At 32.6% G+C, this 20,381-nt stretch carries 16 protein-coding genes and 2 pseudogenes; 16 read left to right on the forward strand and 2 right to left on the reverse strand.

From position 1 onward, the window contains the following. The first annotated feature begins 37 nt into the window (after positions 1 to 37). The 12 genes from DN408_RS19650 to DN408_RS19710 all read left to right on the forward strand — a co-directional run bounded on the left by DN408_RS19650 (position 38) and on the right by DN408_RS19710 (position 14,658). Positions 38 to 178, forward strand: coding sequence for a gallidermin/nisin family lantibiotic (locus tag DN408_RS19650; protein WP_000606628.1), 141 nt, complete (start codon positions 38 to 40; stop codon positions 176 to 178). Between the two features lie 86 nt (positions 179 to 264). After that, on the forward strand, positions 265 to 3,480 hold the full coding sequence (locus tag DN408_RS19655) for a lantibiotic dehydratase (protein WP_002185394.1): 3,216 nt from the start codon (positions 265 to 267) through the stop codon (positions 3,478 to 3,480). Continuing rightward, positions 3,452 to 5,335 (forward strand): ABC transporter ATP-binding protein, encoded by a 1,884-nt coding sequence (locus DN408_RS19660; RefSeq protein ID WP_002128199.1) that lies wholly within the window; start codon positions 3,452 to 3,454, stop codon positions 5,333 to 5,335. The genes DN408_RS19655 and DN408_RS19660 overlap by 29 nt, the downstream gene beginning before the upstream one ends. Before the next feature lie 17 nt (positions 5,336 to 5,352). Beyond that, complete coding sequence (locus DN408_RS19665) at positions 5,353 to 6,708, forward strand: lanthionine synthetase C family protein (RefSeq protein ID WP_002167992.1); 1,356 nt, start codon at positions 5,353 to 5,355, stop codon at positions 6,706 to 6,708. Between the two features lie 25 nt (positions 6,709 to 6,733). Beyond that, positions 6,734 to 7,342, forward strand: coding sequence for a flavoprotein (locus DN408_RS19670; RefSeq protein WP_078178949.1), 609 nt, complete (start codon positions 6,734 to 6,736; stop codon positions 7,340 to 7,342). Between the two features lie 151 nt (positions 7,343 to 7,493). Beyond that, the gene (locus DN408_RS19680; RefSeq protein ID WP_001058380.1) at positions 7,494 to 8,228 is read left to right on the forward strand and encodes an ABC transporter ATP-binding protein; all 735 of its coding nucleotides are present in this window, start codon (positions 7,494 to 7,496) and stop codon (positions 8,226 to 8,228) included. Then, positions 8,225 to 9,055, forward strand: coding sequence for an ABC transporter permease (locus DN408_RS19685; protein WP_002128195.1), 831 nt, complete (start codon positions 8,225 to 8,227; stop codon positions 9,053 to 9,055). Before DN408_RS19680 ends, DN408_RS19685 begins: the two co-directional genes overlap by 4 nt. A gap of 19 nt (positions 9,056 to 9,074) precedes the next feature. Next, entirely contained in the window at positions 9,075 to 9,833 is a 759-nt protein-coding gene (locus DN408_RS19690) for an ABC transporter permease (RefSeq protein WP_002128193.1), read from the forward strand. 25 nt (positions 9,834 to 9,858) lie between these two features. Then, positions 9,859 to 10,638, forward strand: a complete 780-nt coding sequence (locus tag DN408_RS19695) for an ABC transporter ATP-binding protein (RefSeq protein ID WP_002128192.1) — start codon at positions 9,859 to 9,861, stop codon at positions 10,636 to 10,638. Beyond that, positions 10,613 to 12,460: an FtsX-like permease family protein gene (locus DN408_RS19700; RefSeq protein ID WP_002128190.1), complete on the forward strand. Its 1,848-nt coding sequence runs from the start codon at positions 10,613 to 10,615 to the stop codon at positions 12,458 to 12,460. Before DN408_RS19695 ends, DN408_RS19700 begins: the two co-directional genes overlap by 26 nt. A 63-nt stretch (positions 12,461 to 12,523) precedes the next feature. Beyond that, positions 12,524 to 13,204, forward strand: a complete 681-nt coding sequence (locus DN408_RS19705) for a response regulator transcription factor (RefSeq protein WP_001014563.1) — start codon at positions 12,524 to 12,526, stop codon at positions 13,202 to 13,204. Further along, positions 13,204 to 14,658 (forward strand): sensor histidine kinase, encoded by a 1,455-nt coding sequence (locus DN408_RS19710; protein WP_002128187.1) that lies wholly within the window; start codon positions 13,204 to 13,206, stop codon positions 14,656 to 14,658. The genes DN408_RS19705 and DN408_RS19710 overlap by 1 nt, the downstream gene beginning before the upstream one ends. Before the next feature lie 10 nt (positions 14,659 to 14,668). On the opposite strand, the gene DN408_RS19715 is transcribed toward DN408_RS19710, so the two are convergent. Continuing rightward, on the reverse strand, positions 14,669 to 16,084 hold the full coding sequence (locus tag DN408_RS19715) for a S8 family peptidase (RefSeq protein WP_002128184.1): 1,416 nt from the start codon (positions 16,082 to 16,084) through the stop codon (positions 14,669 to 14,671). Between the two features lie 405 nt (positions 16,085 to 16,489). Here DN408_RS19715 and DN408_RS32115 point away from each other — a divergent pair, with 405 nt between their 5' ends. Continuing rightward, positions 16,490 to 16,615, forward strand: a complete 126-nt coding sequence (locus DN408_RS32115; RefSeq protein ID WP_255449116.1) for a hypothetical protein — start codon at positions 16,490 to 16,492, stop codon at positions 16,613 to 16,615. 128 nt (positions 16,616 to 16,743) lie between these two features. After that, complete coding sequence (locus tag DN408_RS19720; protein WP_002128181.1) at positions 16,744 to 16,974, forward strand: alpha/beta-type small acid-soluble spore protein; 231 nt, start codon at positions 16,744 to 16,746, stop codon at positions 16,972 to 16,974. Between the two features lie 332 nt (positions 16,975 to 17,306). On the opposite strand, the pseudogene DN408_RS19725 reads toward DN408_RS19720, so the two are convergent. Continuing rightward, positions 17,307 to 17,888, reverse strand: a pseudogene (locus DN408_RS19725) (recombinase family protein). 163 nt (positions 17,889 to 18,051) lie between these two features. Between DN408_RS19725 and DN408_RS32540 the strand changes: the two are divergent. Both DN408_RS32540 and DN408_RS19740 read left to right on the forward strand, forming a co-directional pair. Next, positions 18,052 to 18,147, forward strand: a pseudogene (locus tag DN408_RS32540) (DUF4158 domain-containing protein); the annotation flags it as partial. Positions 18,148 to 18,458: 311 nt separating this feature from the next. Then, positions 18,459 to 19,991, forward strand: coding sequence for a thiol-activated cytolysin family protein (locus DN408_RS19740; protein ID WP_147740309.1), 1,533 nt, complete (start codon positions 18,459 to 18,461; stop codon positions 19,989 to 19,991). The last annotated feature ends 390 nt before the right edge of the window (positions 19,992 to 20,381 follow it).

A 20,381-nucleotide genomic window follows, 5' to 3' on the forward strand; every position in this document is an offset into this window, starting at 1 on the left:
ACATATTGTCTTAAAAAAACTTTAGGGGGAAAAGAAAATGATTAACGAAAAAAACCTTTTTGATTTGGATGTTCAAGTAACAACAGCTTCAGGTGATGTAGATCCACAAATTACAAGTATTTCAGCTTGTACGCCTGGTTGTGGAAACACAGGTTCATTCAATAGCTTCTGTTGCTAATTGAATGACAAAAAAGAGTGAACACAGATGTGTCCCTCTTTTGGGGATATTATAATATTTGATTAGAACAGAAGGGAAGATTCCAAATGATTACAGAAAAAAGGAAGACTATTCATACATCAAATAAAACCGCATGTAATAATATATTTGAACCTCTACCATTTTTTATGATTAGATCCCCGTTTTTACCATTTAACGCACTATATCAAATTAAGGATCAAGAATTATTGATTGAAAAATTAAGGGAATATGCAGAAATGGATTACATTAAGGAAGCCATTGCCATTGCAAGTCCTTCATTGCTTGAATCTCTTAAATATATACATGGTGATTTAAGTAATAGGAAAACACAACAAGTAATATCTTCTGTATTACGATATATGTTAAGAATGACAACACGCCCAACACCTTTTGGAGCTTTTTCCGGGGTAGCATCCGGAGAGTTTAAAGAAAAATCTTTACTTGAAATGAGCCATTTTGAACAATTTAAGAAAAGAACTCGGCCTGATATGGAATGGTTATTGGGAGTGGTTTCATCACTTGAAAAAAATCCTTGTATTCTCCAATTTTTAATGGTTAGTAAAAATCATGCTACTTATCGTGTCGGAAACCGCCTATATTTACCTTTTTCAACTGAATGTGGACAACTTCGTAAGAAAGATATGGAGAAAAAAGAAAATATTTCAATTACATATAGTGAAGTTGTTAAGAAAGTTTTAGATTTAGCTGAAACACATATTACAGTGAAAGAGCTTCTCCAAAAGTTGAATAATGACTATCCAGGCACAGATATAAAGGTAATGGAAAACTTTATTCTCCAGTTGGTAGAGCAAGAATACCTTATAACTGAGCTAAGACCGCCACTTACATATGACTCCCCATTTGATTATGTGATTGACAAGTTAAAAGTAAGAGTTGGTGAAGATCAAATATGGGAAGATTTACTGAAGGTAAAAGATTTAATACTTGTTTATGACCAATTACAGCTTGGAAAGGGGCTTTCTATATACAACGATCTTATCCTATTAATGAAGGGGATTTATGAAGTTTCAACGCCTCTTCAAGTAGATTTCGCTTTAAATATGCATGATTTAGCTATAGGAAAAAACGTAGCAAATGATGTTAGTAAAGCAGCTCAAGTGTTATGGAGCATAGCCGATAGCGGAGTTGGATTTCCTCATCTCCAAAAATATCATATTGAATTTTTAGAAAAATACGGAACAACTAGGGAAGTTCCATTGGTAGAACTTTTAAGTGAGGAATTAGGGCTTGGAGCACCCGCGACATATAAAAATCCAAAAGGAAATAGGGATGGAGAAAATTTTACGCCGCCTTTAGATGAAGAACGTAATGTCCAATTATCATATATGCTTATTGAAGCTATTCATAATCAGCAAAAAGAAATTGAAATTACTGATGAAATAATTAGCAGAATTGGAATAGAAAAAGATACTCGATACGCTCCAGATTCATTTGAAGTATATGGAGAATTGTATGCTACTTCGCAAGAGGAATTAGACAATGGAAAGTATAATTTATGCCTAAGCCCAAATCCAGGATCTCATGCAGCAGGAAGCACATTTGGTCGATTTTTAGATATCTTAGATCCAAATGTTAGACGTGAAATTCAGCAACAAGAAGCGGAGATTGACCATCAATTTAATAATGATATCGTTATGGTAGAGGGAAGTTTTCTTCCGGCAACTGGCCGTTCAGCGAATGTGGCAATTGGAAAAACTACAAGAGAAGTAACTGTAACTCTTGGAACAAATGGAGATGAAGATACTTTGCAAATTCCAATTGATGATATTGTCGTTGGAGCATCATTAGAAAACTTTTATCTGAAATCTAAAAAATTTGGGAAAAGAATTAAAGTGGTAGCTGGTAATGTACTAAATTACCAAAGTGGCCCTAATATTTATCGCTTTATGAGAGAAGTTTCCCTAAATGATTTAGACCACTGGAGAACATTCAATTGGGGTAATATGACATCTTCACCTTATTATCCAAGGATTCGTTACAAAAATATCATTCTGTCTCCTGCAATTTGGAAGTTAAATAGAGAAACTATTGGTATGAAAAATAAACCTAAAAGTGATGATGAATTTTTAATCCTATTTGAAAAATGGAGAGTGAAATGGGCTGTTCCACGCTATGTATTTATGACGTATAGTGACAATAGGATTTTAATTGATCTTGAAAATATTCTTCATCTTCGAGAATTAAAGAATGAACTTTTTAAGCAGGGTAGATTACAGTTGAGAGAATCATTACATGACATCAATAAAAATTGCCTTAGCAGCCCGCTGGGTAGTCATGCAATGGAAGTTGTATTTCCGTTGAAAAAAATGAACGATGTCGCTAAAAGGAAGAGTTTAGGAGCTGTTGAAGACGGAAAAAAAGAGATGGTTAGTGAGAAAATGATTTATCGTTTGCCCGGAAGTGAATGGCTATATGTTAAGCTCTATGTTCCACAAGCAAGAGAGAATGAATTTATTTCAAAATATATGACATCATTTGCTAATAATATTGTACAAAATGGTTTGGCTCAATCATGGTTCTTCATGCGATATCGTGATCCAGATGCTCATATTCGTTTGCGATTTTATGGAGATCCCAAGAAGTTGAATGCATCTGTTCTTACTCATTTAAGGGATTGGGCAAATAATTTAATGAACTCTGGATTTATTCATAAAATGACGATTGATACGTATGAACGAGAAATAGAGCGATATGGTGGTCCGTATCTGATAGAATTGGCCGAGAATTTCTTCCATTACGATAGTAGGTCAGTAACAATGCTTCTTAATGTGATCGGACAACAAGCTGAACTGCCAGTACATGCACTGGCATCCTTAAACATAATTGAGATTATGGAGAATTTTGGTTTAACTTATGAACAACAATTGGAAACTATTGAAAGAAATACAGATAAATATGAATTCATGGATGAATTTAGACCAATGAGAAAATTATTAAATAACATTGGAAATCCTGAAGGTGATTGGAATAATTTACGTAATTACAATTCATCAATTGGACTAGAGATTTATAAAAGTCTATTAGTTCGGAGAGAATCATTAAAAGAATATTTTTCCAGTATTCAAAAATATAAAAATGAAGACAAGCTCTGGAATAAACAACAAACAATTATGGGAGCAATTATTCATATGCATTGTAATCGACTATTGGGAGCTAATCGGGAACTAGAAAAAAAAGCACTTGCCTTTACGCGGCATATCTTATCAAGCCAGCGATATTGGAGGAATCAGAATGAAACAGATACTCAATCACACACCTGAAGATGAGAAACTATCATTTTCAAATATTTTAAAGTCTTTTCATTATTGGCCTGGTTTATTTAAACTTTTATGGGAAACGCACAGAGGATATTTCTTCTGTGTGCTTACCTTAAATTTTGTAAATGGATTATTACCTGCAGCATTGATTTTGACAATCCAATACCTTGTTAATACAGTACAAAACATCTACCAGAATGGGTACAAGGATGATTATTTTACTCATGTTTTACCGTTTTTTATAGCCTTTGCACTAGTTACAATTTTAACGGGTGTTACAGGATCAGTTTTGGAAACATATAAACAGCTTTACCGAAATCTTCTTTCTAATAAAATCAATGTAAAATTAATAGAAAAAGCAAAAAGATTACCTTATTCCAGTTTCGAGAACCCAGAAATTTACAACAAACTTCAAAGGGCGCGCCAAGATTCCACATATAAACCATTTGCTATTTTTGAAGAACTTATGGGGATTATAAAAAGTGGAATAACTGTGATTTCTATTTCTGGTATCTTAATGATTTGGAACTGGCAGTTTACCCTAATTTTAATTCTATTACCACTAATCTCTTCCTGGTCAATCATGAAAATTGGAAAAGAAATTTTTTTAATTAGTCATAAGCGTGCCGAAGAAACAAGAAAACAATTTTACTACTACTATTTGCTAACGACAGACATCACAGTAAAAGAAGTGAAATTATTTGGATTGGGCAATTTACTTCTAAAAAATTATTCAAATATGTTCAATCGATTTTATCTGCAAGATAGACGTCTGCTTTTAAAAAAGATGAGGATTGACCTGTTTTTTCAATTAATCAGCGTGGCTTTTGTAATGTTTGTGCAGTTTATGGTGGTTATGGATGCTGTAACAGGGATTATTGCTATTGGAAGTCTTATCGCTTATTTTCAAGCTGTAAATACTACACAAAAAACATCTAATGAATTAATGTATATGATTTTTAATATGCACCAAAACAATCTTTATATGACTCAACTATTCTCATTTTTGGACGTTCCTGAAGAAAGGGATGTTTCAAATAATGGAGACAATACTTATTTAGATAGCATCTCTTTTGAGGAAAAAGGTATTCGATTTATAAATGTCTCTTTTAAGTATCCTGGTCAAAAAGAGTATACATTAAAAAAAGTGAATTTTCACATAAAACCAGGTGAAACATTGGCTCTTGTCGGATCTAATGGTTCGGGTAAATCTACGATTGTAAAGTTAATTACAAAACTTTATACGGACTTTGAAGGGATTATTCTATTAGATGGAAAACCCATTCATCAATACAGTACAAACGAATGGCAGGATAAGATTAGTGCTATTTTCCAAGACTTTGTTAGATATGAACTAGATGTTAAAGATAATATTGGCTATGGTGACTATAAAAAAGCCGATCAAGTAATGGCTATACAAGCTGCTGCTAAAAAATCTGGAGCATTAAAGATGATTAATAGTTTGCCTAACCAAATGGATACACAACTTGGGAAAACTTTTGCGAACGGAATTCAGTTATCTGGAGGGCAATGGCAAAGAATCGCCATTTCAAGAGCATACATGAGGGATGCGAGCCTATATATTCTAGATGAACCTACTGCCGCATTAGATCCAGAAGCAGAAGAAGAGGTTTTTAGAGATTTTAAAGAAATTACAAAGAATTGTATGGGGCTCTTTATATCCCATCGGTATTCAACTGTAAGGCATGCTACAAAAATTATGGTCCTCGATAAAGGTAGAGTCGTGGAACTAGGTACTCATAATGAACTATTAAAGATAAAAGGAATATACGCAAGACTATTTGAGTTACAAGCTAAAAATTTTATAGATTATTCCAAAATTCAAGTGAATGTTTAATTAGAGAGGAGAAAAATATGCAATTAACTACAGAAAAAAAGTCATTTTGGTTACAGGGAATTAGTATTGAAAAAAGAAATAAAGCATTAAAGTTAGTTCGTGATATAGCAGAGCAATTAAAGGATCCGATGTATGTAGAAAAAATTGTTATGGAGCCTGATAATATACCAAATGGAGGAACACTTCATCCATGGGACCCCATTACTTTATCCCATGGTTATCCAGGTACTATAATGTTATTTGCAGAATTAGATCGACAGTTTCCAAAAGAGGGATGGGATCTTATTGCACATAGTCACTTGGTAGAAATACAAAAGGCAATAGAAAAACAAGGTGTGAATAGTATTTCTATGTTTGGCGGTGTTTCTGGTATTGCGTATGCGACATCGTATGCTTCGCGTAACTATGAAAGATATCATATATTTTTACAAAAGTTAAATGAATTTGTACTTTCGCAGTTACATCTTGTATTGAACTACGGGAAAGAAGAATGTGGTGTTCATCCATTTATGTACGATACAATCCAAGGTGCTACTGGAGTAGGGCGTTATTTACTGCAAAATATTCAACTTGAATCAAATTTGGAAGCACTCAAACAAATTCTCAATTGTTTTATTAATATGTCTAATGACATTGAGGTGAATGGAGAAGTTCTACCTGGTTGGTACGTACCGTACACCAATCAGTTTTTGGAAACAGATAAGATACTATTTCCGGATGGGAATTTCAATTGCGGCCATGCTCATGGAATGCCTGGCCCACTTTCCTTGATGGCGTTGGCTATCGAACAAGGAATTGAAGTTCCTGGACAAAAGCAAGCGATTCGTAAAATGATAGATTGGCTAATAAAATGGCAAGATGAAGGTTCGTGGCCTGCGAGGCTTAGTTTTAAAGAAGTGGTCAATGACCAATCATACCACGTGTATCCGAAGCGAAAAGGCTGGTGCTATGGAAATCCAGGAGTAGCAAGAGCTCTCTATCTGGCTGGGAGATCCTTGAAGGATCAGAAGGCCATGAAAATTGCATTAAGTTCTTATCAAGATACACTTTTGCAAAGTGAGGAAGAATGGGATTTATCTTCTCCAACATTTTGTCATGGAAGAGCGGGATTATTACAAATGTCTATTAGGATGGCAAAAGATGAAGATGGGGAAATATCGATGCAATCCATTACAAAATTAATAGATTATGTAATGGATGCATATGATCCTCAAGCACCATTTGGCTTTAAAGACTTACAATCCAATGAGCAGACTTCAAACGAGCTAAACAAGGTAGGACTATTGGAAGGTGTAAGTGGTGTACTTTTAACATTATTAAGTCTAAGCGCAGTAGAGGAACCATGGTGGGACGGAGTATTTCTAATTTCCTAATCAAGAATTGAGAGGATGTTACAGTATGAACCAAATGAATCAATTGCTTAATTCTAAGAAAATATTAGTAGGAGTAAGCGGCTCTATTGCAGTAGCTGGAATTTTTCAATATTTAGCTATATTGAAAGCGAATTTTAGTGAAGTAAAGGTTATCATGACAAAAAGTGCAATAAAACTTATCCCTGCAGAAACCGTGAAATTATATTGTAATGAGGTATTTATCGATGAGGAACTTACCCTAAGTGGTAAACCAGGTCATGTGGAATTGGCTAGATGGGCAGACTTACTAATGGTATTACCAGCTACAGGAAATACTATTTCAAAAGTAGCTCATGGTTTAGCTGATGATTTATTAAGTACAGTCATTCTTGCTCATGATAAACCAGTTCTCTTTTTTCCTAATATGAACAAATTAATGTGGGAGAAAAAAGTAGTTCAGAATAATGTTAAACTTTTAAAAGGATATGATCATATAGTGATTCCGCCTTTGAAAACAACAGCTTTTGAAATTGCGACTATGTCTTTGAAACCGAACTATGTTTTACCTAATAATCAAGAAGTATTGCATATACTCTTTAAGGAATTTGAGAAAAGAAAGTCAGTAACTGTACATGAAACGGTTGAAATGCACTAAAACTCACATTTTTGTGAGTTTTTTTCTTTTCTTTATTCTTTTCTTTATTCTTTTCTTTATTCTTTTCTTTATTCTTTTCTTTATTTTTTTTCTTTTCTTTATTTTTTTTTAATATTTGTCTTCTATATTAGTCCATAAGGAGGGATTTTATATGAATAATGAAATAGTTTTAGAAGCAAATCACTTAACAAAAACTGTAGGTGGCAAGACAATAGTAAATGATTTTTCAACTAAAATATATAAAGGAGATATTTGTGGTTTTCTGGGGCCGAATGGGGCAGGAAAAACAACTGTTATGCGTATGTTTACAGGATTAATTCGCCCGACAAAAGGAGTCATAAAAATAAGTGGTCAAGATGTAAATCAAAATAGACAACAGGCTTTGATGAATATGGGCGCAATTATCGAATCACCAATATTCTTCCCGTATATGACGGGTAGAAAAATGCTACAAAATTTAGCGAGATTATACCCTGCTCTTTCTCGAAAAGAACAATTGGAACAAGTAGAAGCAATACTATCTATTGTAAGGTTAACTGACGATGCAGATGTGAAAATTAAAAATTATTCATTAGGAATGAGACAGCGACTCGGGATTGCACAAGCTCTTCTAGGTGATCCAGATGTTATTTTATTAGATGAGCCAGCCAATGGTCTGGATCCTATGGGCATGAGAGAGCTAAGGGAATTAATTCTTGAACTTCGTGAAAAGAAAAATTTAACCTTTTTTATTTCAAGCCATTTACTAGATGAAATTCAGCAAATGTGTGACCGCCTTGTCATAATTAGAAATGGAAAGCTTATCACCCAAGGAAGGAAAGAAGAGTTAATTACAGATCCAACAAAAAGGTTGGAAGATGTGTTTGTGGAGATGATGACATCATGAGGGGGCTTTTTATTTCTGAATTTGAAAGGCTTTGGACGCAAAAAATAACTTGGATAATCTTGTTTTTCTTACCTTTAATGGTAGTTGCGTCAGTTAAATATTATCTAAACTGGAATCAACATACTTCTCCTGGAAGACCAGATTACGTTACTGCTTTAAATTTTCCTATAATAAGTATTTCTGAGCATCTTGTGGTTTCGTTTAATATTATCGCTATAATACTGATTTCTACTGTTATAGCGCATGAAGTAGAAAATGGACAATTAAGAATGATTTTGATTCGTCCATTTTCTACCTCACAACTTTTTGTAGCTAAGCTTGCTACTATATTAACTACCATGTTCCTATATTTAACTTTGTTTTGGATTTTTAATTCCATAGCAGGCTATTTATTCTTTCCAAAAGTAGATACATTAATAACATTTATAGATGAAACCAAGGTTTCTATTGCAGGGGCGATACTATATAACTTAAAGTATTTCTTTGCATGTTTCATTACTATGATTTGTATTGTTTCTGTATTTACATTAATAGGGGCGTTAAGTAGAAGTACGATGATCACTCTTGGATCAGGGGTGGCCTTTATTTTCTTTGCTATTGCAATTCCACAGATTTTAGAATTCTCTAGCCAAACGATAATTAGCGCTAATACTGTACTACATCTTATGTACATGTCAATCGTTAAAATTCAGCATACAGGTATAGCATTTCTACTTTCATCAAGTAATAGTATAAACATTTACATTGTTATAGTGGAAGCGATTTATATTTTCTTATTTGGAATGTTCGCATACTTGTCATTTGTGAAAAGAGATTATTTTATTTGAAAACTAGGAGGGAGTTCAATTGAAAGCATTAGTTATAAGTGAATGGGAACGACTATGGAATCAGAAAAAAAGTAAATGGATGTTGGGGATTTTTACTGTTATTGTTTTTCTTCAAGCTTGGTTTTTGAAGTACTATGGGGTTGGGATTTATAATGATGGGCAACAAGTGCCACTAAATTCTTGGAATTTTTCATGGTTTTTATTAAAGGAATCTTCTTTCTTAATTACTTTGATTTTCATGCCTGTATGTTTCTTGAATAGCTTAAATGTAGAATACAACTCAGGAGCATATCGTCTATTTTTAATTAGGCCTTTTCAACGATTAACCTTTCTTATGTCAAAATGGTTTTCTCTTTCTGTAATGGTATTACTCTACTTATTTGTTGTTCTTTTTATTGGCATAGTACTTGGGTTGGTGTTTTTTAAAGCAGATGATGCTTTTACTTTCTACGGTCAACAAAAGACCTCTATAGAAGCAATATTCTATACGGTACAAGTATATGGATTGTTTTTTATTATTCAAATGTGTGGTTTAGCTATTGCTAGTTTAATAAGTATCATAATTTCAAATGCAGTTATTAGCTTTTTCCTTCTGATTGGAATTTACATCGGCTGCTTGTACATAAGTCAGTTATCGTTCTTTTTATTATCCGTTCAAAGTATCTTCCATGCTCTCAGCACAGGAAGTAACAGTTTATACGTCCTGATTCTAGGTATCATGATTATTAGTGTTAGCGTTTGTATAAGCATTTGGAATAAAAAAGAATTTACATGTTAATAAAAGGATAGAAGGGAGGTTTACCATGATTATGTTAGAAGCTAAAGGAATTGAGAAAGTTTATAAAACTAATTTCCAAGAATATCCAGTTTTAAATAATGTCAACTTAACTGTTCATGAAGGAGATTTTGTAGGGATTATGGGACCTTCAGGGAGTGGAAAGTCTACACTTTTAAATGTGCTTTCCTCTCTTGATTTTCCTTCAAATGGAGAAATTACAATTAAGGGACAGAATTTAACTAATATGAATAGTGATCAATTAAGCAATTATCGTCGCGAAAATATTGGTTTTATTTTTCAAAATTACAATTTGTTAGATCACTTAACAATTGAAGAAAATATTCTTCTACCCGCAGCTTTAAGAATGGGGAGCAAAAAGGGTGTTAGGGATAAACTCGAAACATTAGTGAATGAACTAAATATTGAACCGCTTTTGCCAAAGTATCCCTATGAAATCTCTGGGGGACAACAGCAAAGAGCTGCTATTATTCGTTCGTTAATTAACGATCCTTATCTGTTATTTGCTGATGAACCGACGGGAAATCTAGATTCAAAATCTGCTTATGATGTATTGAATATACTAAAAACATTGAATGAAACACATAAATCAACAATCTTAATGGTAACTCACGACTCTGTAGCTGCTAGTTTTTGCAACAGGGTCATATTTTTGAAAGATGGCAAGATTGTTCATGAGATGCAACGTTCCCATGAAGAAAAGCAATTCAGTTTCAATCAACGTATACTACTCTATATCTCTAAGGAAGTGGGGGAGAATGATGTCAATATTTTCACTCGCACTTAAAAATATAACTCGCAATCTTTCACTGTATATAGTGTATCTTGTAAGTTGTATTCTATCAGTTACAATTTTTTATATGTACGCAGCATTTCTTTCATATCCAAAAGTTTCTGGAATAGAGCAACTGTTAATTGCGTGTGAATTCATCATCTTGCTATTTTCATGCTTTTTCATTTCATATTCTTATGACCATTTTCTTACTGAACGGAAAAAGGAAATTGGTATTTGGAAAACATTCGGAGCTTCAAAAAAACAATTATTTATTATCATAGTTTTAGAAAATTCGATAATTGGAGCAATTTCTATCTTAATTGGGATTATGATTGGTATAGTACTATCCAAAAGCTTTTTTGATTTCATCGGGAAATCTCTCTTCTTAAGCGAGTCATTTTCCTATTTCTTCTCTCCAATTGCTACCTTTTTTACAGTTATTTTGTTTGGAGTTCTGTTCTTTTTTGTTTCATTGCGTAGTTATTATAAAATCGGACGCATTTCTGTTTTGGAATTATTTCAAGAGACAAGAAAACCAAAGGATTTACCTAGGTTTTCAAAGAAGAAATTCATTATTTCCCTGTTAATTTTGGTTATTTCTTATGTTTTTATCCTTAATGCATCTTTACCCGTACTATTATTCTCTTTTCTACCTGTAGCTGCTCTTTTATTATTAGGAACGTACCTTTTTTGTTCGCACGGATTAGTAGGAACTGTATCCTATTTAATCAATAAAGAAAAAAAGCATTTAAATGGCATTCGAATGCTAATATTTATAAGTCTAAGGAAAAAACTTTATTATAATGCTAAAATTATCTTCCTTGTTTCAATACTCTTATCAATGATAATGATATTAATCAGCTCCATATATTTATATTCAGAGTTGAATGATCAAAGAATGCGAAATAGCCACCCACAGCCAGCTATATTTATTGTTGATAAAAAACAAGAGAATACACTAGAATCTGCTTTAGAGAAAAACTTCAAAGGAGAGGTTGAGGGATTTCATAAGAAAAAATGGGAAGGTATATTACTGAATTCATCAAAGGGAGAAGGTAAAACCTTTATACTACAAACAGATTCATTCTTTATAAAGGACTGGACAGAAACAAAAAAAGATAACCTGTTATTTAGTAAAAAAAATGAGAATATCGATAAGTTGCATATCCAAACAAATAACGGTAATACAGAATTGATAGTAAAAAATATGGTCGAAAAACAGGCGATTAACTCGGTATCTCGGATAGATAATGTAGCTTTTGTACCAGCAGATACTTTTAATGAATTAGAGAAGGGATCATTACCTACTCAACATGTTTCATTTTACACATTAGATTTCAAGGAAAATAATAAGGGTTATAGTGCACTAAAAAAATTATTTGAGACACTCCCTTTAGAGATAAAGGAACAGTCCAGTGTTCGTCTTCTACATTATGAAAATACAGTTCAATTAACTTCAGTTTTATGGATAATAGCATTATTTATCGGTTTTATCTTGTTAATTGCTTTATCCAGTCTTCTTTGGTTTAAGTTATATGAAGATATATCTAATGATAGAAAAATATTTCACTCTTTAAGAAAAATCGGTTTGAATTTCAATGAAATAAAAAAAACATTAAGGGTTCAAATTGCTATAATTTTCTTTGTACCAATTATTCTGGGGGGGATAAATCTATTTATAGCAATCTACGCCTTGCAAAATATATTGGGAGGAATTAAAATTTACTCAATAATATTAATATTTTTTATTTTCTTAGTCTTCCAATTAATATTTTTCTTCATTTCAAACCACTATTACTATAAAAAAGTTGTTCATGAAAAGAATATTAATTAACAAGAAAATATATTTTAAAAAATAATAAGATTTTTAATCTAAACTAGAAAGGAGTGTTTTTTTATGAATGGAACGATTCTTGTTGTAGATGATGAGTCAGAAATTGTAGATGTACTCTCTGATATATTCTCTGATCGTGATTATAAAGTTCTCAAGGCCTACAATGGAGAACAAGCGCTAGATCATTTAAAAACACAAGTTGATTTAGTCATTTTAGATATTATGATGCCTAAAATGGACGGTTTTGAATTTTGTAAGGTCGTTCGTGAACAAATAAAATGCCCGATTCTATTTTTGAGTGCTAAACATTCAGAAATAGATAAAGTAAAAGGCTTTACTTTAGGTGGAGATGACTATATTACAAAACCATTCCAAGTTAAGGAGCTAATTGCACGTGTTGAGGCCCACTTGAGGCGTGAGAAAAGAGAACGTGTAAACTTGCAAAATCAACGTTTCTTAGGAAACTTGACCATTAACTATTCACAGCATGATGTTTTCATTGATGGAGTAAAAATAGATGTAACGAGTAAAGAGTTTAAAATATTAGAGCTTTTAACGGTAAATCTAGGACAAATCTTTTCTAAGGAACAAATTTATGAAAAAATTTGGGGGCTGGATGCAGTTGGGGATCTCAATACAATAATAGTACATATTAATAACTTAAGAGCTAAGTTAAGTTTAGGTATGTCAACTTACCATATTAAAACCGTATGGGGAGTTGGCTATAAGTTGGAGAAATGTTAATGTTAAAAAAATTATCGTTGAAAAACCAATTTATTCTAACATTTGCAGCTGTAATATTTTTAAGTATTGTCAGTACGGTTTGTACGTTAATTTTAATATACTCTTTTCTTTTTATTTATAATGAAAAATCTGTTTTACCTGCCAACCATTATGAAAAACAAGTGCCCAGCATTGAAAAATTTGTAGAAATGAATGGGGATAAAATAGTAGATTTATCCTATCAAAAAAAACTAGAGAAAGTGATTCCAATGCAAGGAATTACTTATCAAGTTATGAATACGAATGGAAATAGATTATATGGTACATTGAGCGATGAATTATTGAAAAATGATAAAGAAGTGTATCATAAAATAAATACATCTACTCAAAATGGTAAACTAATTACAAAATACATTCCAATTATAAGTAATGGTAAACTAGTTGGTGTGCTTGCTGTACGATACATATTAGCTGCATCTATTGATTATTACATAGAATATGTATTTATTATTGCTTTTCTTGTTCCTTTTATATTTTTAACGCTTTATTCTTATTTATTAGCTAAGCGTTTAGGAAAACAGTTGAATAAACCTATCAAAGAGGTAATAATGGCCTCACAAAAAATTAAAAACAAGGATTTAGACTTTGAAATAAAATATGAAAGTGAAAATGAAATAGGTATATTAATTGATTCTTTCAATAGTATGAAGGAAGAATTAAAAAATTCATTGTATGTTCAATGGAAATTAGAACAGGAACGTCGGGATATGGTTGCTTCCATTGCACATGATTTGCGAACACCGTTAACTATTATTTTGTCTCATGTAGAAGTATTAATGGAACCCATGCCAAATAATCAAAAACGGATTCATCACTACTTGCAAACAATTAAGAATAATACAGAAAGAGTATTGCATTTAACAGAAGAAATGAGGAGAGTCTCTGAAGTGGACAACCCTGATTTCACTCTTATGATTTGTAATATAGCTCCAGCTGAAATGATTCCAGAAATGCTTGAAGAGTTTAAGGAATTGGCAGAAAATGAAGATATACAATTAACCTATACTTTACTTATTAAATCAGAAGAAAAAAATCTTAAGTTTGCACTTGATCCGAATCGTTTGCATCAAATTCTTACGAATATTATTTCTAATAGCATTCGTTTTACTCCAAAAAAAGGAAGAATTGATGTGCAAGTGGAGGTGAAAAAAGACGTTATGTCTTTTTCTATCTCGGATTCTGGAGTTGGATTTAATACAAAAGATATTCCGTTTTTATTTAGTAAATTCTACCAAGGTGACCTTTCAAGGTCAAATCAACTACATCATGGACTTGGTTTGTATATCGTGGAAAAATTGGTTAAAAAACACGGTGGAGAAATTCATGCTGAAAATAATGAGATTCAAGGGGCATGCATTTCATTCACGATACATTCTCTTTTTAGTAACGAAAAAAGGAACTATGAATTGTCATAGTTCCTTTTCATTATTTAATAGCATTATATACGTCCAGCTGTCCGTTCCCCCAAGAGGCTTTATCAGGTGCTATATCTTTCTTTATTCCGTTTTTGTAAAGGTGTGAAATTGATCTTTTCGGTTGATTTTTAAAATTATAGTGATTGATAATTAGAGCTAGTGTAGCGGATACTTTCGGAACTGCCATTGATGTACCAGCGGCAAATAAGTATCTTCCAGTATTAAAAGTTGTCAGTACTTCCTCTTGTCGGAAAAGACCAGTATTCCACCATACCTCTTCGCCATATTGTTGCCATAAACGATAATCTCCTCCTGGAGCAGATATGTCAATGACCCCTTCTCCGTAATTAGAGAATACAGAACGTTGTCCGGTTGGACCGGTTGATGATACTGTTACTACACCTGGTAATTCCCCAGGTGCTTCTATTCCTACACCAGTAAATATTTTCCCCTCTTTTTCATATTTTTGTTTAAGAAAGTTATTTAGCTCCTGTTTATTAGCCACGTTTACAGAATCATTTCCTGCAGAAGCTACTACTACACTACCATGCTGATTGGCATATTCTATAGCACGTTTGTAACCTTCTACTTCTGCCCATCCATTGTCTACAAGTTTTCCATTTTCATAGACTTTTCCATTTACATAATAGGAACCAAGACTAAGGTTGATAACATCTACATCATCCTTAGCTGCTTCGATGATGGCATTAATGACCCAGGCTGCATCAGCTGATTTATTTCCAAATACACGATATGCTCTGATTCCCGTATCAGGAGCCACGCCTTTTAATTCCCCATTTGCAGCAATAGATCCTGAAACGAGAGTTCCATGGCCATTGATATCATTTATATTATTAATATCACCTGTCTCTTCAGGTTCAGTACCTCTCAATCCTCCCTTTGGAACGAAGTTTTTAGATCCAGGAATAAGATTTTTTACTAAGTCAGGATGATCCACATCGACTCCCGAATCAATAATTCCAACAACCACATTATGAGAGCCAGTTTCTTTTTTATAACTTTCTCCATTATGAGTAATTTCCTTCATGTCCCATTGCATATCCCATAAGGGAGGTAGGTTTGTATCTAATGTTTTTGTTGAAAGAGTTGATAAATTAGGCATTTTTATGGAATGAGGAACCTCTGGTTTTTCGACTTGCAAAGAAGGATTAACTGATTCAAATAAGGGAGATTGATTTTTAGAAATTTGTGTATCTCCTTTGAATTGAATGAGTCCTATCTCCGGGACAGTATAAGTAATTTCTCCATGCTCCTTTTTTATCTCAGTGATGCCTTGCTCAAATTTTGATGGGTCTTTTAATAAAACGGTGTAATATTGCTTAGGTTTTTCCTGAGCATGTCCTACATTAGAAAGTAAAAAACACGTTAACGCGGTTGAAATGACAGTGATTGCTTGTTTTTTCATAATTATCCCCTTACTTTTATAAATTGGAGGTAGAATTTGAAGATGAACCGCAGAACAAGGCCCTATTGCCCACTTTATAATTCCACTTAGATCCTATAAATAAGGTAACAAATCATTCGGAATTTCAAATCTGTATATACCGTACATATAAGTGGTATTTAGCGCAATATTACTTTCTTTGGAGTTACTTTAAAAACAGAAGCATAATTCTTTTGGTGGAGAAGCCATCAATTTTTTGTTCTAATGAGTGAATGAAATTTAAAAAGTATCCTAAAGTAAATAGGGGGTATCTGTATTTAGGTCTTTATTCAGTAGGGAACTTATTGTTTTTGTATTTGAAGGTTATAAATATGTATAGCAATAGCAATAAAAATGAAATGTGAATTTAAATATTTAGGAGAGTGTATGATTGGATATTTAAGAGTTTTCACCTTAAGGGATGGTCGTGAAAAAGCAATAATAGTAGAGCCATGGCGTTTATTTAAAGAAGAAATGAATGTTTTAGGAATCAAAGATTCGGATGCGTTCTAAATTCATCTAATCGAGTATAAAAAAGAAAAGCAATTTACTAGACAGAATATGAGACAGAAATGAATCGTGTTATGTATAAATATCATAATTACGCACATGTTATATACGAATAAAATGGAGGTGTAATTATGAATATTCAAAGACACGAAAACAATAATAATGAAATTCATATTTCCGCTGCTGCAAGTGCAATCGAGCAGATGAAATGTGAATTTGCTCGTGAACTAGGGATTACACTTGGTCCAGAAACATCTGCGCGTGCTAATGGTTCTGTTGGTGGAGAAATTACTAAGCAAATTGTTCAAATGGGTGAGGAACAATTAATGGGACAATATAGATTGCATCAACATACCATATAAGCAATTAAAAAATATCCTTTCTTTAAACGAAAGGTATTTTTCCTATATTTTTACATTGATTTCAAAAATATAGAATCTATACAAAAAAATGAAGGATCATATTAGTTTATAACGCATTATAGGTATCTAAATGTCTTGAATTCGTTTTGAGGTAAAATGAATGGTTTGAAAGGTTTTAAAACATGAATTGTCTTTCCCTGTAGTTAAAGTGTATGATTTCACTTATTTTGAACAAATTCCCCCTTTAATTATTTGCATGTTATTCTTTATATAGACAACCTAATGTTTGTATAATATATTTCTACTTATCTGTTAATTATTACATCTTTTCATTATATATGGGGTGAGGAGGGAAGGGGTACACATGCATATGAAGCTCTAGACACATTCGTAATTTCGCAAAGTTGATTTACAGTCATATTTCCTTCTTTATATAGCTTTACTGCATAATTCATTCCTGCGTGATTTTCATGATACTTCTTTAAACGACCTTTAAACTTTCCTTCTTTTTTTGCAAACTCAATCCCTTCACGTTGTCGCATACGAATAAGATCTCGCTCTAATTGGTTAACACCAGCCATTACAGTAATTAAGAACTGGCTGTATCGATTATCTTCTGATAAATCTAGCTATGTATCCTTTAGTGATTTTAAGCTCGCTTTTTTACCTCGTATAAACTCAATTAATTTAAACAAATCCTGTGTGTTACGAGTGATCCGAGTTAAGTTTGTAACATAAATAATGTCACCTTCCTGTAAATCCTCAAACATTTTTTGAAGTTGCTCGCGATCCTTTGTTGCTCCAGAAACTTTTTCTTCAAAAATAATATCCATTCCAATTTCGTTCAGTTGCTGAAATTGCCTTGAAGGGTTCTGGCTAGTCGAACTGACATGTATATAACCGATTTTCCGCAAAACATCACCCCCTTTTTTGAGATTAAGTCTTATGAGACGCTCTTAACTAAGATTTTATAAGTCTACTATAATTGTATCCATAGAGTACACTCTATTGGGATGGATTTAAAATATATACGATTCAAAGACCAGTTTAAATATGGAGTGCTTCTAATTTGAAAAAGTAAAAAAACAACGTGGAGTCGCTAATAGATTAGGATTTGCCATACAAATTGCTTACTTACGTTTTCCAGGAAGACCATTATCTGAGAATGGAAAATATGATTAATGCTACTCTTATTAACAATGCAAAGGGAACCTGCTACATTCTCATATGCAATATTATATATAAGAATGTATTGATAATAATGTAAGCGCTTACTATAATAAAAACATAAAGATAAATCACATCTTAGCAACAACAAAAGAGGAGGAAATAATATGGAAATCGCAATGGCAGTTTTGAAATTTTTAGGTGGAGTAATTCCATTAGTTCAAGAACTTTTAAAAGTATTTATGTAAGTTTATTATTCGGCAATTATTTATGAATAATTATCATACCTTAATACGAAAAACAGAAGGGGATATTTTTTGAAAATTAAGAAAAACAACAAAGGAATAAAATTTCTAACATGTTTATTAGTTAGTTTATGCACTATTAATTATTCATCTATTTCCTTCGCGGAAACACAAACAGGTAATGCAAATGATGCAACAAAAAATGCTAGTGGCATTGATACTGGCATAGCAAGTTTAAAGTATGATAGTAGAGATATTTTAGCAGTAAATGGTGATAGAGTAGAGAGTTTTGTTCCGAAAGAAAGTATCAATTCAAATGGTAAATTTGTAGTAGTGGAACGTGAGAAAAAATCACTTACAACTTCACCAGTCGATATTTCGATTATTGATTCTGTGGCTAATCGTACTTATCCAGGAGCCGTACAACTTGCAAATAAAGCTTTTGCAGATAATCAACCTAGTTTATTAGTGGCTAAGAGAAAACCTTTGAATATTAGTATAGACTTACCTGGCATGAGAAAAGAAAATACAATTACTGTCCAAAATCCGACATATGGTAATGTGGCTGGAGCAGTAGATGATTTAGTATCTACTTGGAATGAAAAGTATTCTAAAACACATACGTTACCTGCAAGAATGCAGTATACAGAATCTATGGTTTATAGTAAATCACAAATCGCAAGTGCCCTTAACGTTAACGCTAAATATCTTGATAACAGTCTAAACATTGATTTTAATGCGGTTGCAAATGGAGAGAAAAAAGTGATGGTAGCGGCATATAAGCAAATATTTTATACCGTAAGTGCTGAACTATCTAACAATCCATCCGATCTTTTTGATAATAGTGTTACTTTTGGTGAGTTAACTCGTAAAGGTGTAAGTAATTCGGCCCCACCTGTTATGGTCTCAAATGTAGCTTATGGTAGAACTGTTTATGTAAAATTAGAAACAACATCTAAGAGCAAAGATGTACAAGCTGCTTTTAAAGCCTTACTTAAGAATAACAGCGTCGAAACGAATGGACAGTACAAAGATATTTTTGAAGAAAGTACTTTTACTGCTGTAGTATTAGGCGGAGATGCGAAAGAGCATAACAAGGTTGTTACTAAAGATTTCAATGAAATCCGAAATATCATTAAAGATAATGTTGAATTAAGTCTTAAAAATCCAGTATACCCAATTTCATATACAAGCACTTTCTTAAAAGATAATTCAACTGCGGCTGTTCATAACAATACAGATTATATTGAGACTGCAACTACAGAATATTCAAGTGCTAAAATGACGCTTGATCATTACGGTGCATATGTTGCTCAATTTGATGTATCTTGGGATGAATTCTCATATGATCAAAATGGGAAAGAAGTACTAACACATAAAACTTGGGAAGGAAGCGGTAGAGACAAAACTGCTCATTTCTCTACAGTCATACCACTTCCACCGAATTCAAAAAATGTAAAAGTCGTAGCGAGAGAATGTACAGGTCTTGCATGGGAATGGTGGAGAACAATTATTAATGAACAAAATGTTCCGTTAACAAATGAAATAAAGGTTTCAATTGGAGGAACAACATTATACCCAACTGCTAATATTAATCATAATTAAAGGCAACGTATACGTTCGAAGCGCCCTGTTTACAGGGCGCTTTTTTACTTAGTTGAAAGTATATCGGCGTTTTTCAAATATATCATAATCAATTCGCAAATCTTATAATCATATTTTTTGATGGCTGCATGAATGTTTTCAATGATTTCATTCCTTATTATTAAATCCCTATAAATTTAAATTAGCCTATCTTTATTAATTCATTATGTATCAGCATTTGGATTTTTTATAAAGAAAAGGCACTATCCTCAAAGTACCTCTTCCTACTTAATCCACAATGGGATAGCAACACATCGCCATCCTTTCTGTATATTTCTACAAAAAGAATAACGTTCTCTATGAATTATAGATATAAATTTATCTTAGGTTGATAGTGATTTATGATGCCTC

Origin of the sequence: Bacillus sp. AR13-1 (assembly GCF_008042285.1) — a bacterium.
Lineage (GTDB): Bacteria > Bacillota > Bacilli > Bacillales > Bacillaceae_G > Bacillus_A > Bacillus_A mycoides.

Bases quoted from the DNA above. Each gene is read 5' to 3' on its own strand.
- DN408_RS19670 (WP_078178949.1), top strand. From the start codon at position 6,734: ATGAACCAAATGAATCAATTGCTTAATTCTAAGAAAATATTAGTAGGA.
- DN408_RS19680 (WP_001058380.1), top strand. From the start codon at position 7,494: ATGAATAATGAAATAGTTTTAGAAGCAAATCACTTAACAAAAACTGTA.
- DN408_RS19695 (WP_002128192.1), top strand. From the start codon at position 9,859: ATGATTATGTTAGAAGCTAAAGGAATTGAGAAAGTTTATAAAACTAAT.
- DN408_RS32115 (WP_255449116.1), top strand. From the start codon at position 16,490: ATGATTGGATATTTAAGAGTTTTCACCTTAAGGGATGGTCGTGAAAAA.
- DN408_RS19660 (WP_002128199.1), top strand. From the start codon at position 3,452: ATGAAACAGATACTCAATCACACACCTGAAGATGAGAAACTATCATTT.
- DN408_RS19655 (WP_002185394.1), top strand. From the start codon at position 265: ATGATTACAGAAAAAAGGAAGACTATTCATACATCAAATAAAACCGCA.
- DN408_RS19650 (WP_000606628.1), top strand. From the start codon at position 38: ATGATTAACGAAAAAAACCTTTTTGATTTGGATGTTCAAGTAACAACA.
- DN408_RS19720 (WP_002128181.1), top strand. From the start codon at position 16,744: ATGAATATTCAAAGACACGAAAACAATAATAATGAAATTCATATTTCC.
- DN408_RS19685 (WP_002128195.1), top strand. From the start codon at position 8,225: ATGAGGGGGCTTTTTATTTCTGAATTTGAAAGGCTTTGGACGCAAAAA.
- DN408_RS19700 (WP_002128190.1), top strand. From the start codon at position 10,613: ATGTCAATATTTTCACTCGCACTTAAAAATATAACTCGCAATCTTTCA.
- DN408_RS19715 (WP_002128184.1), bottom strand. From the start codon at position 16,084: ATGAAAAAACAAGCAATCACTGTCATTTCAACCGCGTTAACGTGTTTT.
- DN408_RS19665 (WP_002167992.1), top strand. From the start codon at position 5,353: ATGCAATTAACTACAGAAAAAAAGTCATTTTGGTTACAGGGAATTAGT.
- DN408_RS19710 (WP_002128187.1), top strand. From the start codon at position 13,204: ATGTTAAAAAAATTATCGTTGAAAAACCAATTTATTCTAACATTTGCA.
- DN408_RS19705 (WP_001014563.1), top strand. From the start codon at position 12,524: ATGAATGGAACGATTCTTGTTGTAGATGATGAGTCAGAAATTGTAGAT.